This is a genomic window from Geminicoccus sp., assembly GCF_035556675.1.
Classification (GTDB): Bacteria; Pseudomonadota; Alphaproteobacteria; order Geminicoccales; family Geminicoccaceae; genus Geminicoccus.
This window is the reverse complement of the sequence record NZ_DATMFZ010000259.1, coordinates 74583-93884: the sequence shown is the minus strand read 5'-3', so window position 1 is coordinate 93884 and position 19302 is coordinate 74583. Positions and strand designations below refer to the sequence as shown.

16 protein-coding genes are annotated in these 19302 nt (G+C 66.2%); 4 read left to right on the top strand and 12 right to left on the bottom strand.

Annotated features, from left to right (window positions below; genetic code table 11):
- The 4 genes from VNS22_RS18405 to gatC form a co-directional block, all read right to left on the bottom strand.
- On the bottom strand, positions 1–283 hold a 283-nt coding region (locus VNS22_RS18405), incomplete at its 3' end, for a calcium-binding protein (protein ID WP_325734974.1).
- Between the two features lie 224 nt (positions 284–507).
- On the bottom strand, positions 508–1959 hold the full coding sequence (gatB, locus tag VNS22_RS18400) for an Asp-tRNA(Asn)/Glu-tRNA(Gln) amidotransferase subunit GatB (RefSeq protein ID WP_325734973.1): 1452 nt from the start codon (positions 1957–1959) through the stop codon (positions 508–510).
- On the bottom strand, positions 1956–3434 hold the full coding sequence (gene gatA / locus VNS22_RS18395) for an Asp-tRNA(Asn)/Glu-tRNA(Gln) amidotransferase subunit GatA (RefSeq protein ID WP_349261838.1): 1479 nt from the start codon (positions 3432–3434) through the stop codon (positions 1956–1958). The genes gatB and gatA overlap by 4 nt, the downstream gene beginning before the upstream one ends.
- A gap of 2 nt (positions 3435–3436) precedes the next feature.
- A complete protein-coding gene (gene gatC, locus VNS22_RS18390; protein WP_325734970.1) occupies positions 3437–3724 on the bottom strand; it encodes an Asp-tRNA(Asn)/Glu-tRNA(Gln) amidotransferase subunit GatC in 288 nt (95 codons plus the stop codon).
- A gap of 72 nt (positions 3725–3796) precedes the next feature.
- Between gatC and ruvX the strand changes: the two genes are divergently transcribed.
- Entirely contained in the window at positions 3797–4279 is a 483-nt protein-coding gene (ruvX, locus tag VNS22_RS18385; RefSeq protein ID WP_325734968.1) for a Holliday junction resolvase RuvX, read from the top strand.
- A 189-nt stretch (positions 4280–4468) separates the two neighbouring features.
- The gene (locus VNS22_RS18380) at positions 4469–7297 is read left to right on the top strand and encodes a S8 family serine peptidase (RefSeq protein ID WP_325734966.1); all 2829 of its coding nucleotides are present in this window, start codon (positions 4469–4471) and stop codon (positions 7295–7297) included.
- A gap of 62 nt (positions 7298–7359) precedes the next feature.
- On the opposite strand, the gene VNS22_RS18375 is transcribed toward VNS22_RS18380, so the two are convergent.
- The 5 genes from VNS22_RS18375 to VNS22_RS18355 all read right to left on the bottom strand — a co-directional run bounded on the left by VNS22_RS18375 (position 7360) and on the right by VNS22_RS18355 (position 12851).
- Positions 7360–7725, bottom strand: a complete 366-nt coding sequence (locus tag VNS22_RS18375) for a DUF4142 domain-containing protein (protein WP_325734964.1) — start codon at positions 7723–7725, stop codon at positions 7360–7362.
- A gap of 32 nt (positions 7726–7757) precedes the next feature.
- Positions 7758–8384: an SGNH/GDSL hydrolase family protein gene (locus VNS22_RS18370; RefSeq protein WP_325734962.1), complete on the bottom strand. Its 627-nt coding sequence runs from the start codon at positions 8382–8384 to the stop codon at positions 7758–7760.
- Positions 8385–8490: 106 nt separating this feature from the next.
- Positions 8491–9591 carry a patatin-like phospholipase family protein gene (locus tag VNS22_RS18365; protein WP_325734960.1) on the bottom strand — a complete coding sequence of 367 codons (1101 nt, stop codon included), beginning with the start codon at positions 9589–9591 and terminating at the stop codon, positions 8491–8493.
- A 57-nt stretch (positions 9592–9648) separates the two neighbouring features.
- Positions 9649–10599, bottom strand: coding sequence for a 50S ribosomal protein L11 methyltransferase (locus VNS22_RS18360; protein WP_325734958.1), 951 nt, complete (start codon positions 10597–10599; stop codon positions 9649–9651).
- The gene (locus VNS22_RS18355; protein ID WP_325734956.1) at positions 10596–12851 is read right to left on the bottom strand and encodes an ATP-dependent helicase; all 2256 of its coding nucleotides are present in this window, start codon (positions 12849–12851) and stop codon (positions 10596–10598) included. Before VNS22_RS18355 ends, VNS22_RS18360 begins: the two co-directional genes overlap by 4 nt.
- 174 nt (positions 12852–13025) lie before the next feature.
- Between VNS22_RS18355 and VNS22_RS18350 the strand changes: the two genes are divergently transcribed.
- Together VNS22_RS18350 and VNS22_RS18345 are read left to right on the top strand one after the other, a co-directional pair.
- Complete coding sequence (locus VNS22_RS18350) at positions 13026–14177, top strand: serine hydrolase domain-containing protein (RefSeq protein WP_325734954.1); 1152 nt, start codon at positions 13026–13028, stop codon at positions 14175–14177.
- A 68-nt stretch (positions 14178–14245) separates the two neighbouring features.
- A complete protein-coding gene (locus tag VNS22_RS18345; protein ID WP_325734952.1) occupies positions 14246–15040 on the top strand; it encodes a YbaY family lipoprotein in 795 nt (264 codons plus the stop codon).
- A 25-nt stretch (positions 15041–15065) separates the two neighbouring features.
- Here VNS22_RS18345 and VNS22_RS18340 read toward each other — a convergent pair whose 3' ends face one another.
- The 3 genes from VNS22_RS18340 to VNS22_RS18330 all read right to left on the bottom strand — a co-directional run bounded on the left by VNS22_RS18340 (position 15066) and on the right by VNS22_RS18330 (position 19270).
- A complete protein-coding gene (locus VNS22_RS18340; protein ID WP_349261833.1) occupies positions 15066–16562 on the bottom strand; it encodes a succinate CoA transferase in 1497 nt (498 codons plus the stop codon).
- Positions 16563–16634: 72 nt separating this feature from the next.
- Positions 16635–17660 carry an alcohol dehydrogenase AdhP gene (adhP, locus tag VNS22_RS18335; protein WP_325734950.1) on the bottom strand — a complete coding sequence of 342 codons (1026 nt, stop codon included), beginning with the start codon at positions 17658–17660 and terminating at the stop codon, positions 16635–16637.
- 242 nt (positions 17661–17902) lie between these two features.
- Complete coding sequence (locus VNS22_RS18330; RefSeq protein ID WP_325734948.1) at positions 17903–19270, bottom strand: hypothetical protein; 1368 nt, start codon at positions 19268–19270, stop codon at positions 17903–17905.
- Between the last annotated feature and the right edge of the window lie 32 nt (positions 19271–19302).

The following is a 19302-nucleotide window of genomic DNA, read 5'->3' as shown; positions in this document are numbered from 1 at the left end:
AGAGCTCATCGTTGCCGGCATCGCCATAGATCGTGTCGTCGCCCGCGTCGCCCCAGAGGCGGTCACGGTCGCGGCCGCCCTCGATATGGTCGTTGCCGTCGCCGCCGCTGACCAGATCGAGGCCATCCTCGCCGTAGATCCGGTCGTTGCCCTCTTGGCCGAAGATCAGGTCACCGCCGGCCCGGCCGAACAGGGCGTCAGCACCCTTCAGCCCGTCGATCGTATCGGCCACAGCCGTGCCGAAGATCCGGTCATTGCCATTGGTTCCGGTGAGTGTCGCCATCTGCCGACTCCCCGGTCGCGGCGATGAGGCCCGTGATGATCGGTCCTCATGACACCGATCCACTCACCCAGGGATCACCATTACGTGATTGCTACAGAATTGTTTACGATTGGTAATGTATTGCCACGGCCAGCTGAGGCGGCCCGGCAGGGATGACCGGCGCCTTCAGCAGATGGTAGGACGACGCCGGTTGGCCAGGAGCCTGCCAGCCGGCGCCTGCCTGATCAGAGCCCCAGCTTCTTCGCCACGATCTCGTTGACCACGCCGGGATTGGCCTTGCCGCCCGTGGCCTTCATGACTTGGCCGGTGAACCAGCCGGCCACCTTCGGGTTCTTCTGGACGGTGGCGACCTGGCCCGGATTGTCGGCGATCAGCTTGTCGACGATCGCCTCGATGGCGCCGGTGTCGGTCACCTGCTTCATCCCGCGCTCTTCGACGATCTTGTCCGGCGCATCGCCGGTCTCGAACATGATCGCGAAGACATCCTTGGCGAGCCGGCCGGAAAGGGTGCCGTCCTTGATCAGGGACAGGAGCTTGCCGAGGTCGGCAGCGCTGATCGGGCTGTCGGTGATGGACTTGCCGGCCTTGTTCAGCTGGCCGAACAGCTCGGTGATGATCCAGTTGGCGGCCTGCTTGGGATCACCGTGCCTGGCGGCCTCCTCGTAATACTCGGAGGTCTCGCGCTCGGCGACCAGCACCCCGGCGTCGTAGGACGAGAGGCCGTATTCCGTCATGAAGCGGGCGCGCTTCTCGTCGGGCAGCTCTGGCAGGGTCGCCCGGATCTTCTCGACGAAGTCGTCGGGCAGCTCCAGCGGCAGGAGGTCGGGATCCGGGAAGTAGCGATAGTCGTGCGCCTCCTCCTTGGAACGCATCGAGCGGGTCTCGCCCTTGACCGAATCGAACAGGCGGGTCTCCTGCTCGATCACCCCGCCGCTTTCCAGGATGTCGACCTGGCGGCGCGCCTCATACTCGATGGCGCGCGCCACGAAGCGCATGGAGTTGACGTTCTTGATCTCGCAGCGCGTGCCGAACGGCTCCCCCGGCTTGCGCACCGAGACGTTGGCATCACAGCGAAGCGAGCCTTCCTCCATGTTGCCGTCGCACGTCCCGAGATAGCGCAGGATCGAGCGCAGCTTGCGCATGTAGAGGACGGCTTCCTCCGGGTCGCGAATGTCCGGCTCGCTCACGATCTCCATGAGCGCCACGCCTGACCGGTTCAGGTCGATCAGCGTGGTGTCGTGGCCCTGGTCGTGGATCGACTTGCCGGCGTCCTGCTCCAGATGGAGCCGGGTGATGCCGATCGGGCGCTGCGTGCCGTCCGGCATGTCCAGGATCAGCTCGCCCTTGCCCACGATCGGGTGCTGGTACTGGCTGATCTGGTAGCCCTGCGGCAGGTCCGGGTAGAAATAGTTCTTCCGCTCGAACACCGAGACCTTGTTGATCTCCGCCTTCAGGCCCAGTCCGGTGCGGACCGCCTGCTCGACGCAATAGGCGTTCAGCACCGGCAGCATGCCGGGCATCCCGGCATCGACCGGGCTCACCTGGGTGTTGGGCTCGGCGCCGTAGGCGGTGGCGGCACCGCTGAACAGCTTGGCCTGGCTGGTGACCTGCGCGTGCACCTCGAGACCGACCACGATCTCCCAGGTGCCGGTGTTGCCTTCGATGGTCCAGCTCATGCCCGAGCCTCGATGCCGTAGGGAAGCGTGTTGAACTGCGCGGCCTCTTCCAGGGCAGCACCGATCTGGAGCACGGTCGGCTCGTCCCAGGGCTTGCCCATGACCTGCAGGCCCAGCGGCAGGCCGTCCGATGAGAGGCCGGCCGGCACGCTCATGCCGGGCAGGCCCGTCAGGTTGGCGGTCACGGTGAACACGTCGTTCAGGTACATGGCGACCGGGTCGTCCGGCTCCTCGCCGATCCGGAAGGCGGGCGTGGGCGTGGTCGGCGCCAGCACCGCGTCGACCTCCTCGAACACCTTGCGGAAGTCGTCCACCAGGATGCGGCGGACCTTCTGCGCCTTGACGTAGTAGGCGTCGTAATAGCCGGCCGAGAGCACGTAGGTGCCGATCATGATCCGGCGCTTGGCCTCTTCGCCGAAGCCCGCACCCCGGGACTTCTCGTAGGTCTCGGCCAGGTTGCGCCCTTCGACGCGCAGGCCGTAGCGCATGCCGTCATAGCGGGCGAGGTTGGAGGACACCTCGGCCGGGGCGATGATGTAGTAGGTGGCCAGCGCATAGCGGCTGTGCGGCAGCGAGACCTCCTTCACCTCGGCACCCTGGGCACGCAGCCAGTCGGCACCCTGCTGCCAGAGCTGGTCGATCTCGGGTGAGAGCCCCTCGACCCGGTACTCCTTCGGGATGCCGATCTTCAGCCCTTTCAGCGACTTGCCGATCCCGGCCTCGAAGTCCGGCACCGGCAGGTCGGCCGAGGTACTGTCGTTCGGGTCGTGGCCGGCCATCGCCTGCAGGAGCAGGGCGCTGTCCCGGACGTTGCGGGCAAAGGCACCAGCCTGGTCCAGCGAGGAGGCATAGGCGATGATGCCGAAGCGCGAGCAGCGCCCGTAGGTCGGCTTGATGCCGGTGATGCCGGTGTAAGCGGCCGGCTGGCGGATCGAGCCGCCAGTGTCGGTGCCGGTCGCGGCCAGGCACATGCGCGCGGCCACGGCCACGGCCGAGCCGCCCGAGCTGCCCCCCGGCACCAGTGGCTTGGCATCGCCCGGCCGGGTCCAGGGGCTCTTCACCGGACCGAACGCGCTGTTCAGGTTGGCCGAGCCCATGCCGAACTGGTCGAGGCTAGTCTTGCCCAGGCAGACCGCACCGGCCGCCCAGAGTTGCTTCGTGACCGTGCTCTCATAGGGCGGGACGAAGTTGCCCAGAATGTTCGAGGCGGCCGTGGTGCGAATACCTTTCGTGCAGAACAGGTCCTTCACCGCGATCGGGATGCCTTCCAGTGGGCCGGCCTCGCCCTTGGCGATGCGCTCGTCCGCGGCCTTCGCCATGTCCAGCGCCCGCTCGGGCGTCTCGGTGATGAAGGCGTTGAGCGCCCGGTGGCACTCCATCTGGGCGATGGAGGCCTCGGCCAGCTCGACCGCCTTGAATTCCTTGGCGGCCAAGCCCTTGCGGGCGTCGGCCAGCGTCAGCCGGTGGAGATCCACGCTCATTCGACCACCTTCGGCACCACGAAATATCCATCCTGCCTGGCCGGCGCGTTGGCCAGCACATCGTCCCGGCGGTCACCTTCGGTCACCCGGTCCGGCCGCCAGTCCTGGGTGATCGACATGACCGAGCGCAGCGGCTCGACCCGGTCGGTGTCGACCTCGCCCAGCTGCTCCACCCAGCCGAGGATGCCGGACAGCTCCTTCGCCAGATGCTCCTGCTTCTCCTCAGGAACCTCGAGGCGGGCCAGATGCGCGATCTTCGCCACCGTGGCCTTGTCGATCGCCATGGATCTCTGGTCTCCTGCACGCGAAAACGGAAAACGCGGCCGGGTATGGCCGCAAAAGGCGCACGGAAGCTAGTGTCACCGTCCATCTTCCGCAACCATGCCGACTTCGCGGCAGCCCTGCCGAAGCGCGGCGGCCTCCTGGCGCTGGACGTCAGCAAGCGCGCGATCGGCCTTGCCGGCACCGATGCCGAGCGGCGGATGGTGACGCCCTTGTTCACCCATGTGCGCAAGTCCTGGACGCACGACCGGGAGGCGCTGCTCCGGCTCCTGAAGGAGCGGCGGCCCGCTGGGCTGGTGGTCGGCTGGCCGCTCGGCCTGGACGACCGGGAAGGGGAGGCCTGCGACCGGGTCCGCAACTTCCTGGACCTGTTCGTGCCGCTGGCGGGACTCCCTGTGTTCCTGCAGGACGAGCGGTTCACGACCGGCGGCGTGGAAGCCGCGATTGAGGCGGGCGAATTGCCGCCGCCGGGCAGGGACGGGAAGATCGACCATCTGGCGGCGGCGCTGATCCTGGCCGAGGCGCTGCGGTCGATTGAGGGGACCTCGACAGGATAGAAGTCCCGCCAGGGTAGAAGGCATGATAGGGGGCGGAGTGGCAAGATCAAGTGTCCGCGCCTTAGCGTCTGACCAGAGCACAGAACGCCACAAGACACGATATTTTCCGGAACTTGCTAATAAATTGCCTGTTTGACAGGATGCAGACTCGCGTCTGCGCGCGAAGAGAATGAAGGTCGGGGATTCTACATGCCGAAGATCGAGAACTCGACGTTTCTGGATTTGACGTCCTACCGGAGCACGAATGAGACTGCGGTCTCCAAGGCATATGACCTGGATCCTTCGGAGATTCATGCCGCACCGGCGGACCTGACCATCAATGTCGCGCTGAGCCTGGAGCGCGCCAACGATCCGACCGGGCTGCTCAGCCAGGACTGGGGAACGCGCCAGAAGCTGCTCGCCGAAATGGAGGCAGACGGTACACTCTGGACCATGTTCGGTGCCGATCCGGCCGCCTATGACACGCTGGTCGACCAGCTCCATGCCAGCGGCATCACCACGCTCGGCGCGGATGACGGCTATGTCGCCTCGGCGGCATCACGCACGGTCTGGGTCAGCCTGACTGCCGACGATTTCAAGAACCTGTTCGGCACCGAGCTGCTAGTGGCCGGCGATCCGGAGGAACCCGACCTCCTCTTCTGGAACGGCGATCTGTCGTTCCCGGATGGCTGGAACGTCGTGCCCGAGGGGCTGTGGGTCGATGTCGGCATCCCGCCGGCGGTCGCCGACCTCGCCGACGACCCGGTCGAGCTGCCGCAGGGCTGGCAGAGCATCGGCAACGGCTCGACGACGGATGCTGCGGAAAATCCTGCTGCCATCAGCGAGCACTACAAGTTCCCGCTGGTCGGCAGCGAGCTGGACACCGGCACCATCGCGCTGATCGAGACCGGGATCGGCGCCGCCCTGCCCGAGGACTCGACCGTCACCTTCCAGGAGCAGCTCGATGCCTACCGCAAGGCATTGGGCTTCGATACGCCCGGCCGCTTCTACGTGAGCAACCCGGAACATCAGGGCTACGATGACGAAATGGGCGGCGAACGCTCGCTCGATGTCGGGGTCGTGGCAGGGGCGGCGCCGAACAGCACGATCGGCCTCTATGTGGGTTCCTCCCAGGACGGGACGGTGTTCACCTCGTATCAGTCTGCCATCTGGGATCAGGAGGCCGATCCCGAGGTCATCTCCTCCTCGTTCAGCGACGTGCAGCTGCCATCCCCGGATTCGCCCTTCCTGGACGCCTACCGGGAGCTGTTCGTGGATGCGGCGCTCCGCAACCAGTCCATGTTCGTCATGACCTACGATGGCGGTTCGGGCAACGAGCTCGGCAACGGGCTCACCAACGTGACCTACACGATCGCCAGCCCCTACGCCGTGACGGTCGGCGGAACGTCGCTCAGCACCATGTCCTCCGCCGGGAATGACGTGACCTTGGGCCAACTGGTCGAGCTGGCCGGCGCGCACGACCTCGGCACGCTGCAGCAGCTGATCGCCGGTGGCCTCAACGTCCTGCCGGAGAACGCGTCGGAGCTGGCGGTCCTGGTCGAGACCGTCTGGAACCAGTACCGGCTCGACGGCGACACCCTCGGCCCGGACTATTCCGAGAATGCAGCCAGCTCGGGCGGCGTGGACGTCACCCAGGGTATCCCCGGCTACCAGGCCGACTACGGGCTGCACCCCATCACCAGCGACCCGCTCGCCGAAAGCGGGCGGGGCGTGCCGGACGTGGCGGCGCTGGCTGGCGGCAACATGCTCTATGTAGTGCCGTCCGCCGACATGACCCGGTTCGAGGAAAGCGGCGGGACCAGCGCGTCGACGCCACTTTGGGCGGCGCTGGGCGCCCAGATCAACGCCGTGTTCGCCGACCAGGGCCTGCCGCAGCTGGGCTACCTGAACGACCTGCTCTACACGGCGGCGGTGGTGGCACCCGGCTCGTTCAACGACATCCAGCTCGGCAACAACGTGTCGAGCTATGTCGAAGGCGGCCCGGTCAAGGGTGACCCGAATGCCGAGGAACAGATCACCCTCACGCCGACCGGCTTCGGCTACGAGGCTGGCCCGGGCTATGACCTGACCACCGGGCTGGGCTCGCCGAACGGCGTCCTGCTGACACGGGCGCTCACGACCCTTGCCCACAGCCAGCTTCATTCCGATGCGCCCGGCATCCTCGACGACGCCGGCGGGAGTGCAACGGCGCAGAGTCTGCTGCTCCAGCCGATCCTTGCCAGCGATGGCGGAATCGACCTAGCCGCATCGGGCGCCACGGTGTCCTGGAATGCCAGCGCCGGCTCGCCGCATGCCTGGACCAGCCAGTTCGCCCAGCAGGTCCTGCAGGCCGACTTCGACGGCGACCTGGTGCGCCTGTTCGACGAGTACGGGCAGTCGCGCCCTTATGAACTTGTCCTGGACCAGGGGGACGGGCTGGCGATCGAGATTGGCGGCGCGGCCACCGAGACGCCGCAGGTCGGCCTGACCAACGATTACGGCTTCATCGACTATGTGACGGGCGAGCTTGACTGTGCACTGCAGGTAGCGCGCGCCGTGGCCGTCGCGACCACGGCCGGCGGGGCCGACGATCAGGAGGCGATCGTGCGGTTGCGCCAGAACGGCAAGAAGGAGGTTTCGCTCCTGTTCTACGAGGTCGACGATTTCACCGGCCGGATCGGGGACCTCGTACCCGGGGACGAAGGCTATGGTGCCGCCACGCTGGAGCGGGCCTATGCGACTGGTGACGGCGAGGAGTGGATCGAGGGACCGGGCTTCGGCGAGTTCCTGCAGACCAGTATCACCGATGTCGATGCCGGCGACCTGATCGCAATGCGGCTGTCGGCCGGCGACGACGAATTCTTCGCTTTTGCCGATGCCAACGAGCAGGTCGGCGGTGCGCCGGTCACCCACTTGTGGAACTACGGCCTGAACACCTGGGGCTGGGAGGACATGAAGGGCGGCGGCGACTTCGACTACAACGACATCGTCGTCCAGATCGACTTCGTCAGTGCCAGCGGCAGCGCCCTGGTGGCGTGATCCTGCCGGCTGCCCAGTCTCGGACCAATGGATGGCGGGCTGAAAGGGACCGGCGGTGCGGCTCAGGGCTCCACCGCCTGCAGCATGATGCGGGCGGCATCGAGCCGGTCCTGGAACTGCGGCAGGGTCTCGACGGCGAGCCTGATCGGCACCTCGTCCGACGACCGTTCTGCCGCCTGGTAGCCCAGGATCTCCTGCTTCAGCACCTGGACCTGGATCTCGGCATAGCGCCGGCTGAGCGCCAGGAAGTCCAGGGGCTCGAGATTCTCCAGGACGACCTGGTGCCCAAGCTGCTTGTCCTCAGGCAGGGTAACGTTTTCCGCCCGGGCGACTTCCTGCAGGCGCGCGATCTGCTCCAGGCGGAACGCCGCTATCGCTTGCGCGAACTCCTTGACCTCCGGCCGCGTATCCTTGGACGGGGAGCCCAACCATGGCGGTGCTCCTGCTTGTCGCCTTTTGTTCAAAGGAAGACGGTCGAACGGCCCTGGCCGAACCCTTCGGCGGCGAGCGCCGCGATGGTGCTTGCGATCTTGCCGCCGCCCTGGACGGACGGCTCGATCGGGTTGGCGAAATCGGCGGTCTCGTCGCAGACCAGGCGCAGGTCGACGAGCGGCAGGCCGCGCCGGAAGGCATGGCGGGTGATGACGTCGTTGAGTGCAGCCAGGGCGGTGACCGCCAGGGTGCGGCGCGGCTCGGGATAGGCGGTGTCGTAGATGGTGCAGACCGCCACCTGCGGCCGGATCGCCACGACCTGATCCAGCATGGCGCCATAGGCCTGATCGAAGCCTTGCCGCACTGCGGCGACCCGGAGCAGGGCTTCGGCCACCGAGCCCACTTGTTCCTCGAAGATCCCGCCATGGGCCAGGGCGTCGTTGCCGCCGACGCTGATCACGAGATGGCTCGCATCCGCAGGAAGCCCCCGGAGCTGGTGCTGGATGTCGGCGAGCCTGCCGCCGTCCACCGCAGCCAAGCTCGCCTGCCAGTCTTGCGGCAAGCGCTGGCGGAGCTGGGTCACGACATCCGGCCCGCCGGCGACATAGGCGCCGTTGTCGAACACGGAATCGCCCAGGAGCACCAGATGGCTCATCGATCGCTCTCCTGCCTTGGCCGACATGCCGGCCATCCCGGCCGCCGTTGTACCGGCGAGCAGGCTGCGCCGGGTCGGATGGGGCCGCCGCGGGCCCGCTGCCTGCTCAGACATCGTGCACGGTGAGGCCGGGCGGCAGCGGCCCGTCGCCCAGCGCTGCCAGCCGGTCGAGGGCCCGGCGCATGTGCTCCGCACCGCGCCGCCAGCGGTCGGCCAGCGTTGCTTCCGAATAGTCGAAGATCTTGACCGGCCCGGCTTCGTCCAGATCGGCGCGCTGGCCCAGGCAGAGCAGCACGGCCGGGGCGAACTGCCCTTCCGCCAGCAAGGGCGCCACCTCCGGATCGTCCCGGATCTCCGGGGGCAGCCGGTCGCCGAGTGCCCGGAGCTTCGCCCGCAGCGCATAGTCGCGCTGCTGCCCTTCCAGGAGGGTGCGGGTCTGGTTGCCGAACACCAGGTCGACGCTGCGCGACAGGGCAGCGCCCAGCGTGGACGGCCGGCTGCCCCGGCGCGCGAACAGCTCGATCACGAAGCAGGCGAGCTCGGTGTCCCGCTTCTCGTGCAGCACGAGGTCCAAGGGCAGGTTCACGGACAGGCCGCCATCGACGAGCAGCCGCCCCTCGATCTCGACCGGCGGGAACAAGGGCGACAGGGCGGAGGAAGCCAGGATGTGCTCGACGCCGATGCGGGCGCCACTGCCCGTGTCGAACAGGACGCGCTCGCCGCTGAGCAGGTCCGTGGCCCCGATGCTGACCCGGACCTCGCCGCTGTTCAGCCGGTCGAAGTCGACCAGCTCCAGGAGCCAGTCCTTCAAGGGCGTCAGGTCGTAGAGGCCGGGGTCGCCCACGCTCGGCAGGAACCGAGGATGGAACATGCCGGGCCGGCCGAACAGATGGGCCTGCAGGGCGCTCGCCATGTTGTAGGCCTGACGCGGCAGGCCCGCCGGCGGGCGGTCGTTCCAGTAGGGCGTCAGCGGGAAGGGGTTGAGCGCTGCGAGCTGCCAGAAGCGCCGGAGCTGCTCGACCCGCCGCTCCGGCGGGTTCCCCGCGATCACGGCCGCCACCGCGGCGCCGACGGAGCAGCCGGCCAGCCAGCGCAGCGGCAGCCCGGCCTCGTGGAGGGCGGCATAGGCGCCGGCATGATAGGCGCCGAGCGCGACGCCACCCGACAAGGCCAGGGCCACGGGACGATCAGGGCTGGCCACGCTCATGTCGACGACGGTTCCCCCGAGGATGTAGGTCTCGGAGGTTAGTAAGCCTCAGCCCTGTCAGCCGTTCCGCCGGCGGCGCGGGGCTCGTGCCCGGCGCGGCTTGCGCGCGGTGATCACCACCCAGCGGTCCAGGCGCAACTGGCGCAGGCTGCGCAGCCCCGCCCGGCGATAGGCTGCCTCCACCCGTGCCGCCTGCTCGTCGATCAGGCCGGACAGGATGGCGAAGCCGCCCGGCGCCAGGCTCCGGGCGAGCTGGTCGGCCATGGCGACCAGCGGGTTGGCCAGGATGTTGGCGAAGATCAGGTCGTAGCCGCGCGGATGGGATACGCCCGGCGTGTGGAAGCCGTCGCCGGCCAGGCAGCGCACGCGGCCGGCCACGCCGTTCTCGGCGACATTGCCGGACGCGACCTCGACCGCGGTCGGGTCGACGTCCACCGCCAGGACCGAGGCGCGCGTGGTCTTGGCAGCGGCGATGGCGAGGATGCCGGAGCCGGTGCCCATGTCCAGGATCCGCCGCCAGTTACGCCGGGGCAGGAGCCGGTCGAAGGCCAGGAGGCAGCCTCTGGTGGTGGCGTGCTCGCCGGAGCCGAAGGCCAAGCCGGCCTCGACCCGGATCGGCAGGCGGCCGTCGGGCACCTGGTCGGCATGGGCGGCGCCATGGACGAAGAACCGACCGGCCTCCACCGGCGGGAACTCCCGGCGCATCGCCTCGGTCCAGGCTTCCTCGGTCACCTCTTCGATCCCGAACTCGGGCAGGTCCGGGACGAGGTCGCCGATCAGCTCCAGCAGGCGGCTGCGCTGCGCCTCGGGCTCGGGCCGCTCCGCCTCCACGATCTCCATGCGCCAGCGCTCGACCTGGAAGCCGCCGTCGCCCTCATGCTCGAACATGCCGATGGAGAGGCCGAGATCGTCCAGCCGCTCGAACACCGCCTGGGCCAGCCCGTCGGGCAGCACGAAGCTCGTGCGCCAGAGCGAGCCGGTGGTGGCGTGGAACAGCTCGTCGCTCACGCCTTCTTCTCCAGAAAGCTCGCCATGACCTTCTTCACCCCGGACTTGTCGAAGGCGATGGTGAGCTTTTCGCCCTCCAGCGCTTCGACCGTGCCGGGGCCGAACTTGTCGTGGAACACCCGGTCACCTTTTGCGAAGGCCACGGTGGGAGCAGGGCGCGGTCGGACCAGCTCGGCCTTGCCCTCGATCAGCTTGCCGGCCCGCTCGAAGCCTGGGCCGCGGCCCGTCATTTTCCCGGTCGGGAACAGGGAGGTCACGCCGAAGGTCGGGTCGACGTCGGGCCTGCTCGCATTGCTGCGCAGGAGGTGGTGGATGTGCTCCGGCGGCAGTTCTTCGACGAAGCGGGATGGCAGCGCCGCCCCCCACTGGCCGAAGATCCGCCGGTTGGCCGCATAGGTGATGGTGCAGCGCTTCTTCGCCCGGGTGATGCCGACATAGGCAAGCCGCCGCTCCTCCTCGAGCGCCTTGGTCCCGCCCTCGTCGAGCGCCCGCTGGTTGGGGAACAGGCCCTCCTCCCAGCCGGTCAGGAACACGTAGTCGTATTCCAGCCCCTTGGCGGCGTGCAGGGTCATGAGCGTGACCATGTCGCCATCCGCGTCGGCGGCATTGTCCATCACCAGGCCGACATGCTCCAAAAAGGCCGGCAGGCTCTCGAACTCCTCGATCGCCTTGACCAGCTCCTTCAGGTTCTCCAGCCGGCCCTGCGCCTCGGGCGTCTTGTCGGCCTGCCACATGCCGACATAGCCGGATTCATCCAGGATCGCCTCGACCAGGTCGCGGGGTGTGCGGCGCGGCAGCTCGTCCCGCCAGCGGGCGAATGCGGCCAGCAGGTCGGCCAGCTGCCGGCGGCCGCGGGTCGGCAGCTCGTCCGTGCCGACCAGTTCCTCCGCGGCCGAGAGCATGCTCCTGCCCGCCGCCCGCGCCGCCTTGCGCAGCGCCACCACCGTGGTCTCGCCGATGCCGCGCTTGGGCGTGTTGACGATCCGCTCGAACGCCAGGTCGTCGTCCGGCTGCACCACCACGCGCAGATAGGCCACCGCATCTCGGATCTCGGCGCGCTCGTAGAAGCGCAGGCCGCCGATCACCCGGTAGGGCAGGCCCAGCTGGATGAAGCGCTCTTCAAAGGCGCGGGTCTGGTGGCCGGCGCGGACCAGCACCGCCGTGTCGCACAGGCGCTTCTTCGCCCGCTGGAGGGCCTCCAGCTCGTCGCCGACGAAGATCGCCTCCTCGTGCTCGTCCCACAGCGAAGCGACCCGGACCTTCTCGCCGTCCACGTCCTCGGTCCACAGCGTCTTGCCGTGCCGCGCCCGGTTGCGGGCGATCAGCCCGGCGGCGGCACCCAGGATGTGGCCGGTCGAGCGGTAGTTGCGCTCCAGCCGGACCACCTCGGCACCCGGGAAGTCCTCCTCGAAGCGCAGGATGTTGCCGACCTCGGCCCCTCGCCAGCTGTAGATCGACTGGTCGTCGTCGCCCACGCAGGTGATGTTGCGATGGCCTTGCGCCAGAAGGCGCAAGAGCAGGTATTGGGCGACGTTGGTGTCCTGGTACTCGTCGACCAGGATCGCGCGGAAGCGGCGCTGGTACTGAGCCAGCACGTCCGGCGCCCGCTTGAACAGCTCCAGGCAGTGCAGGAGCAGGTCACCGAAGTCGCAGGCGTTCAGGGTCGCCAGGCGTTCCTGGTAGAGCGAATAGATCCTGAGCGTCTTGCCGCCGGCGAAGTCGCCGACCTCCGATGGCGGCACCTGGTCCGGCGTCCAGCCGCGATCCTTCCAGCGCTGGACGATGCCCAGCACCGCCCGGGCCGGCCAGCGCTTGTCGTCGATCTCCAGCGCCTGGAGGACCTGCTTGACCAACCGGATCTGGTCGTCCGTGTCCAGGATGGTGAAGCTGGGCTTGAGCCCCACGATCTCGGCATGGCGGCGCAAAAAGCGGGTGCCCATGGCGTGGAAGGTGCCCAGCCACATGCCCTGCACGCTCTGGCCGATCAGCCCTTCTACCCGATGGACCATCTCGCGCGCGGCCTTGTTGGTGAAGGTCACCGCCAGCACCTCGAACGGCCGGGCGCGCCCGGTCATCAGGAGATGGGCCAGGCGGGTGGTCAGCACGCGGGTCTTGCCGGTGCCGGCACCGGCCAGGATCAGCAGCGGGCCGTCCTCGGCCGTCACCGCAGCATACTGCTCGGGGTTCAGGCCGGCCAGATAGGGCGCTGCCGGCGTGTCGGGCATGGGGTGCGGTCGCGGGACGAGCGACATGGGTGCTGAAGATCCGACCAGGCGTTGCTCGGCCAAATGCCGACGGCTGCGGGAATAGGCCGTTCCCGCCGGTTCGGGCAACCCTTGGAGGGACGCGCAGTGCCGGTTCGGCTGGGAAGGCCGTAGCCGACAGGCTATCCCGGTAGTCGATCACGATCGACGGAGCACCAGCCGATGCACCAACTTGCCATCCGTCCGGATCCGGGACTCGCCACCCGCCTGGACAGGGTGATCGAGCAGGCGATCGCCGAGCACCGCCTGGTCGGAGCGGTCGTGCTGGTGGCGTGCGAGGGGACGCTGGCGTTCACCCGGGCCGCCGGCATGGCCGATCGGGAAGCCGGCCTGCCGATGCGGGAGGACACGATCTTCCGGCTGGCCTCGCTGACCAAGCCGATCGTCACCGCGGCGATGCTGCGTCTGGTGGAGGAGGGCCGGCTCGGGCTGGACCAGGCGGTGACCGAATGGCTGCCGGACTTCCGGCCGGCGCTGCCCGACGGGACCCGGCCGGTCATCACGCTGCGCCAGCTCCTCACCCACACGTCCGGCCTGGGCTACCGGTTCCTCGATCCGGAGGACGGCCCCTACCACCAGGCCGGGGTGTCGGACGGGCTGGATCAGCCGGGCCTCGACCTGGATGAGAACCTGCGTCGGCTGGCCGGCTGCCCGCTCTACTTCCCGCCCGGACAGGGCTGGCGCTACTCGCTCGGCATCGACGTGGTCGGGCGGGTCCTGGAGAAGGCGACCGGCCGGGATCTGCCCGAGATCGTGGCCGCGCTGGTGACCGAGCCGCTCGCCATGACCGACACCGCATTTGCCGTCACCGATCCGGAGCGTCTCGCCGCCGCCTATGCCGACGGCATGCCGGCACCGGTCCGGATGGTGGGCGAGACCCCGGTGCGCAGCGAGGAAGGGGTCGTGCGCTTCACGCCCGACCGGCATCTCGATCCGGCCTCCTTCCCGTCCGGCGGCGGCGGCATGATCGGCACGGCCGGCGACTTCCTGCGCTTTCTGGAGACGGTCCGCGGCGACGGCGCCCCGATCCTGCGCGAGACCACGCTGCGGACCATGCAGGCGGTGCAGGTCGACGCGCCGGTCCGGGCCAGCCGGCCGGGCTGGGGCTTCGGCCTGGGCTGGGCGGTACTGGCCGACCCGGTGGCGGCCGGATCGCCGCAAAGCCCGGGCACCCTGCACTGGGGCGGCGCCTATGGTCATAGCTGGTTCGTCGACCCGGCACGGGCGCTCAGCGTCGTCGCCCTCACCAACACCGCCTTCGCCGGAGTGCATGGCGCGTTTCCCACGGCGCTGCGTGACGCAGTCTACGGATGATCGCGCTGTTTCCAAGCCGAGCGATGCTGCCCAAGATGGGGATGAACTCGGCGGTCGGGAGTGAGTGGATGCGCGTCGGAATCGTGATGCTGCTGGCGACGACGGGACTGGGTGGCTGCATGGCGATGCCTGACCTGCCGACGATCGACGGGACTGCGCGGTCGCACGGGACCGCGGCCCTGCCGCCGGGCGCGGTGTTCGACGTTTATCTGGAGGACGTGGCTCGTGCGGATTCCCTGTCCGGGGTGGTGGGTGTCCAGGAGATCGATTCGGTCAGCCGGCTGCCGATCAGCTTCAGCCTGCCCTACGATCCGGCCAAGATCGACCAGTCCGGGCGCTATGCGGTGCGCGCGACCGTCACGGTCGGCGACGAACTGCTGCTCACGACGAACGAAAGCTATCCGGTGCTGACCCAGGGCAACGGCGCAACGGTCGACCTCATGCTGCATCCGGCCAGCACGACCGGAGCGGCGGCGGCAGGTGCAGTGGCAGGATCGGCCGCGAGCGGGGCGCTTCGCTTGGCCGGCACAGTCTGGACCCTGACCGCGCTGAACGGCCAAGCGGCCTTGCCGGCCGCGGGCCGGCAGGTGCCGGACCTCACCTTCGAGCCGGCCGAGGGCCGGTTCTACGGGCAGGGCGGCTGCAACCGGATCTCCGGCGGCTTCCTGCCGGTCGGCGACGAGGGCGATGTGAGCATCGGCCAGATCGTGAGCACCAAGATGGCCTGCACGCCGGAAGGGGTGCCCACCGAGCAGGCGTTCCTGAATGGCCTGGCAGAGGTCGACCACTATGCCATCACCGGTGACGAGCTGCGGCTGACCGGCGACGGGGTCGACATGACCTTCGTGCGGCAGGCGCGCTGAGGCGGGCGCACCGAAGCAGGCCGGCTCAGCCGGTGTCCAGCATGCTGCCGGTCCGCTGCCGACGAAGATGCCAGGCGAACGTCTCGTTCAGCAGATGCGGGGTGTGGCCGCCCAGGCGCTGCGCCCGCTCGACATAGTCGCTGGCCTGCGGCCGGTAGGCCGGGTCCATGCAGTTGGCGATGATCAGCGGTGCCCGCTCGCGCGGGGCCAGGCCGCGCAGGTCGGCCAGCCCGTGCTCGGTCACCAGGACGTCGACGTCGTGCTCGGGATGGTCGACATGGGTGACCATCGGCACGACCGTGGAGATGGCGCCGTTCTTGGTGGTCGAGCGGGCGACGAAGATCGACATGTAGGCGTTGCGGGCGAAGTCGCCGGAGCCGCCGATGCCGTTCATCATTATCGTGCCGTCGACATGGGTGGAGTTGACGTTGCCGTAGATGTCGCACTCCAGCGCGGTGTTAATGCCGATGATGCCGAGGCGGCGGATCACCTCGGGGTGATTGCTGATCTCCTGCGGGCGCAGGACCATGCGCTGCTTGTAGCGGGGCAGGTCGGCATAGAAGCGTTCGGCCACCGGGCGGCTCAGGGTGATCGACGAGCCGGACGCGAAGACCAGCTTTTCCGCGTCGAACAGGTCGAGCGTGCTGTCCTGCAGGACCTCACTGTACATCCGCAGGTCGCGGAACGGGCTGCCGGCCAGCCCCGCCAGGACGGAGTTGGCGATCACGCCGATCCCGGCCTGGAGCGGGGCCAGGGTCATGCCGAGCCGGCCCAGATGGACCTCGTGCATCAGGAACTCGATCAGGTGGCCGGCGATCGCCCGGGTGGCCGCGTCCGGCGGCTCGGCGCGCGCCGGGCTGTCGCCCTGCTCGGTGAGCACGATGGCCGCGATCTTGGTGGGCTCGATCGGGATATAGGGTAGGCCGGGGCGGCTCTCGCAGGTCTGCACCGGGATCGGCTCGCGGTAGGGCCGCCTGGTCGGGATGTAGATGTCGTGCAGCCCCTCCAGCTCGAGCGGCTGGCTCAGGTTGATCTCGACGATCACCTTTTCGGCCAGGATGGCGAAGGTCGCGGAGTTGCCAACCGAGGTGGTGGGTATGATCCCGCCATCCTCCAGGATCGCCGTCGCCTCGACGATCGCATAGTCGATCGGCCCCATCTGCTGCGAGCGCAGGAGTTCGACCGTTTCCGACAAATGCTGATCGATGAACAGCACCTCGCCGCGGTTGATCGCGTGGCGCAGCACCGGATCGACCTGGAAGGGCAGACGGCGGGCGATCACGCCGGCCTCGGTGAGCCGGCGGTCGATGTCGTTGCCGAGCGAGGCGCCGGTCATCAGCGTGATCTGGAACGGATCGTGGGCCGCGCGCTCGGCCATGGCCAGCGGCACCGCCTTGGCCTCGCCAGCCCGGGTGAAGCCGCTCATTCCAATGGTCATGCCGTCCTGGACAAGCCGTGCCGCCTGTTCGGCGGAGCATACCCTGTCCATGAGCGACGGGCGGCGGATGCGGTGGTGGTACATCGGGGCAGGCGCCGGGCCGGCGATGATCCTGCGCCCTCCGACCGGCCGGCCGCCGAGCGGAGGGCGCCCTGCCTACTGGAGACGGAGCACGATCCGTCCGTCGATCCTGCCTTCCGCCATGCGGTGGAAGATGTCGTTGATGTTGCTGAGCTCGTCCCAGGCGAAGTGGGCCTTGACCTTGCCCTCGCCGGCGAACTCCAGCGCCTCCTCCAGGTCTTGGCGGGTGCCGACGATCGAGCCGCGCACGGTGATGCGCTTGAGCACGGTGTCGAAGATCGGCATGGCGAACTTGCCCGGTGGCAACCCGACCAGGGCCATGGTGCCGTGCGAGCGGAGCACGCCGAATGCCTGCTCGAAGGCGGGCGGCGACACCGCGGTGATCAGTGCGCCATGGGTGCCGCCGACCTGCTTCTGGATCTCGGCCGCCGCGTCGGTGGTGCGCGCATTGACCGCCAGGTCGGCGCCGAGCCTGGTAGCGAGCGCCAGCTTGTCGTCATGGATGTCGATCGCCACGACATGCATGCCCATGGCCTTCGCGTACTGGACCGCCATGTGGCCGAGGCCGCCGATGCCCGAGATCATCACCCATTCGCCGGGCTTCACCTCGGTCTCCTTCAGACCCTTGTAGACCGTCACCCCGGCGCACAGGGTGGGGGCGGCCGGCCCCCAGTCCAGCTGGTCCGGCAGGCGGCCGACGAAGGTCGGGTCGGCCAGAGCGTATTCGGCGAACGTGCCGTTGACCGAGTAGCCGGTGTTCTGCTGGCGCGGGCAGAGCGTCTCCCAGCCGGTGCGGCAGTATTCGCAGTAGCCGTCGGCCGTGTGCAGCCACGGGATCCCGACCCGGTCGCCCTCCTTGACGCGCGCCACGCCGGCACCGAGCGCGACGACCGTGCCCACACCTTCGTGACCCGGGATGAATGGCGGGCTCGGCTTGACCGGCCAGTCGCCGTTCACGGCATGCAGGTCGGTATGGCAGACACCGGTGGCGACGATCCGGACCAGGATCTGGCCCGGGCCGGGCTCGGGCACCGGCACCTCCTCGATCACCAGGGGCTTGCCGAATTCTTTGCACACCGCGGCCTTCATCATGTTCGCCATCGTCCGGCTCCCGTCGTGGTGAAGCGTGCCGATGACGAAGATGGACCAAACGGCCGCGAAAGCGACCACTGTTCAGGTCGGCGATGCCGCAGCCGGCCGGCGTCAACCCTAGGCATGACCGACGAGGGCGAGAAACTCGTGACGCAGGTTCGGGTCGACATGGGTACTGTGATAAGAGCAAGTAGATTTGTTAGTAAAAATCAAAAATTCAAGTTTAGTCCAGCTATTATTTGCCATCCATCCTAGTCTGGAAAGTTGGATTCTTCTACATCAATCAGCAATGGTTCGCCAAATATTTGTTCAAACTTCTCGGAAAATCTGCTGTCGGACCTAATTTCATTAAAAACTGGCCAACCACGGAAACTGGTTGCGTCCATATATTCCATATCAACAACCTTCTGCATATTGTCTATGACTTGATCGTGCTCTCTCTTTATTGCTGCAATGCACACAGAAAAATCGAGGGTTGCCGCGCTCCAGTCTTCTTTGGCGAGTATTTCAATTGCTTCATCCCAGTGACCAGAAAGCTTTCTTGCATTGGCAAGGTTTACCACCATCCTCTTGCGATCCGCTTCTTTTCCAGCTTTCTTTAATGTATTTAGACGAAAACTAAGTAGCCTTGAGGCAAGATCGTAATCTTCCTTTATTATTAAATCATAGCAAAATCTGTTCAATTCTTGATCGGCCAATTCAATATTATCCGGATAAAGCTTACGCCATATCACCTGGACTAATTTAATGCCAAATTCAAGTATTGTCTTGACGCTATTCTTGTAATATGCTCTGTTTATGCGAATTTTATCCCCAATTTTTAGGTTATTTATCTTGACTTTGTGATTTTTGCATGTTGCAATATATTGCGAAGAAACAACGCCGCCTGTGTGAGCGATTAAGTTTCTTCTTTCAAACAACTCAACAAAATTAGACCAGATTTCGAGATCCCTTGTTAAAGTCATGTTAAGCTTGTTTTCAAGCCATTTAATTTGATCGGCATGACTTGATCTTAAAACATTCTCAACCTGTCGTTCAATCATGCGATCGCGAGCAGCATCAATTGAGTCAATTTCCATTAAATCTTTGAATGTAAAGGTTTGTTCAGAAGCGGATAGCAATTCAGGCCGAACAATAAATATTGCGCGAATAAACTGTGCAAGAAACGCATCATAAGCGCTTACTAAGCCCATAAAGAACATTGTGGGCAGCTGGCTTATGCCCTTGTGAAGAGAGGCGCTGTTGCTAATCAGCTTCGATATTTGATTTATATGGCTAATGCTTATTTTGTAGACTTCGTATTCGTCATTTGAGATCACGTCACCATGCTTGACGAAGTACCCGCGAATCTGCCTGTCATCTAAGTAATTTAATAACAACGGAAGTCTTGATGTCAAATATGGTATAGTATTCTCAAAAACTCTAAGTGATCGTTCTAACTCAATTTGAATGTTCGCAAATACGTCTGCCTGAATATCATTCTCATCTTCTTTGTATGAGTGCGAATCTTCCTGGGTAATTCCTTTCCATCTACTTATTTTATCTTCATTTTCTGATATGAAGAATTCCTTCATTATATTTGGATTTTTGTGCATCTTGAACTTGCCGTATAGATGCATGTTATTAGCTCTCATGGATTGCCTAATTAGTC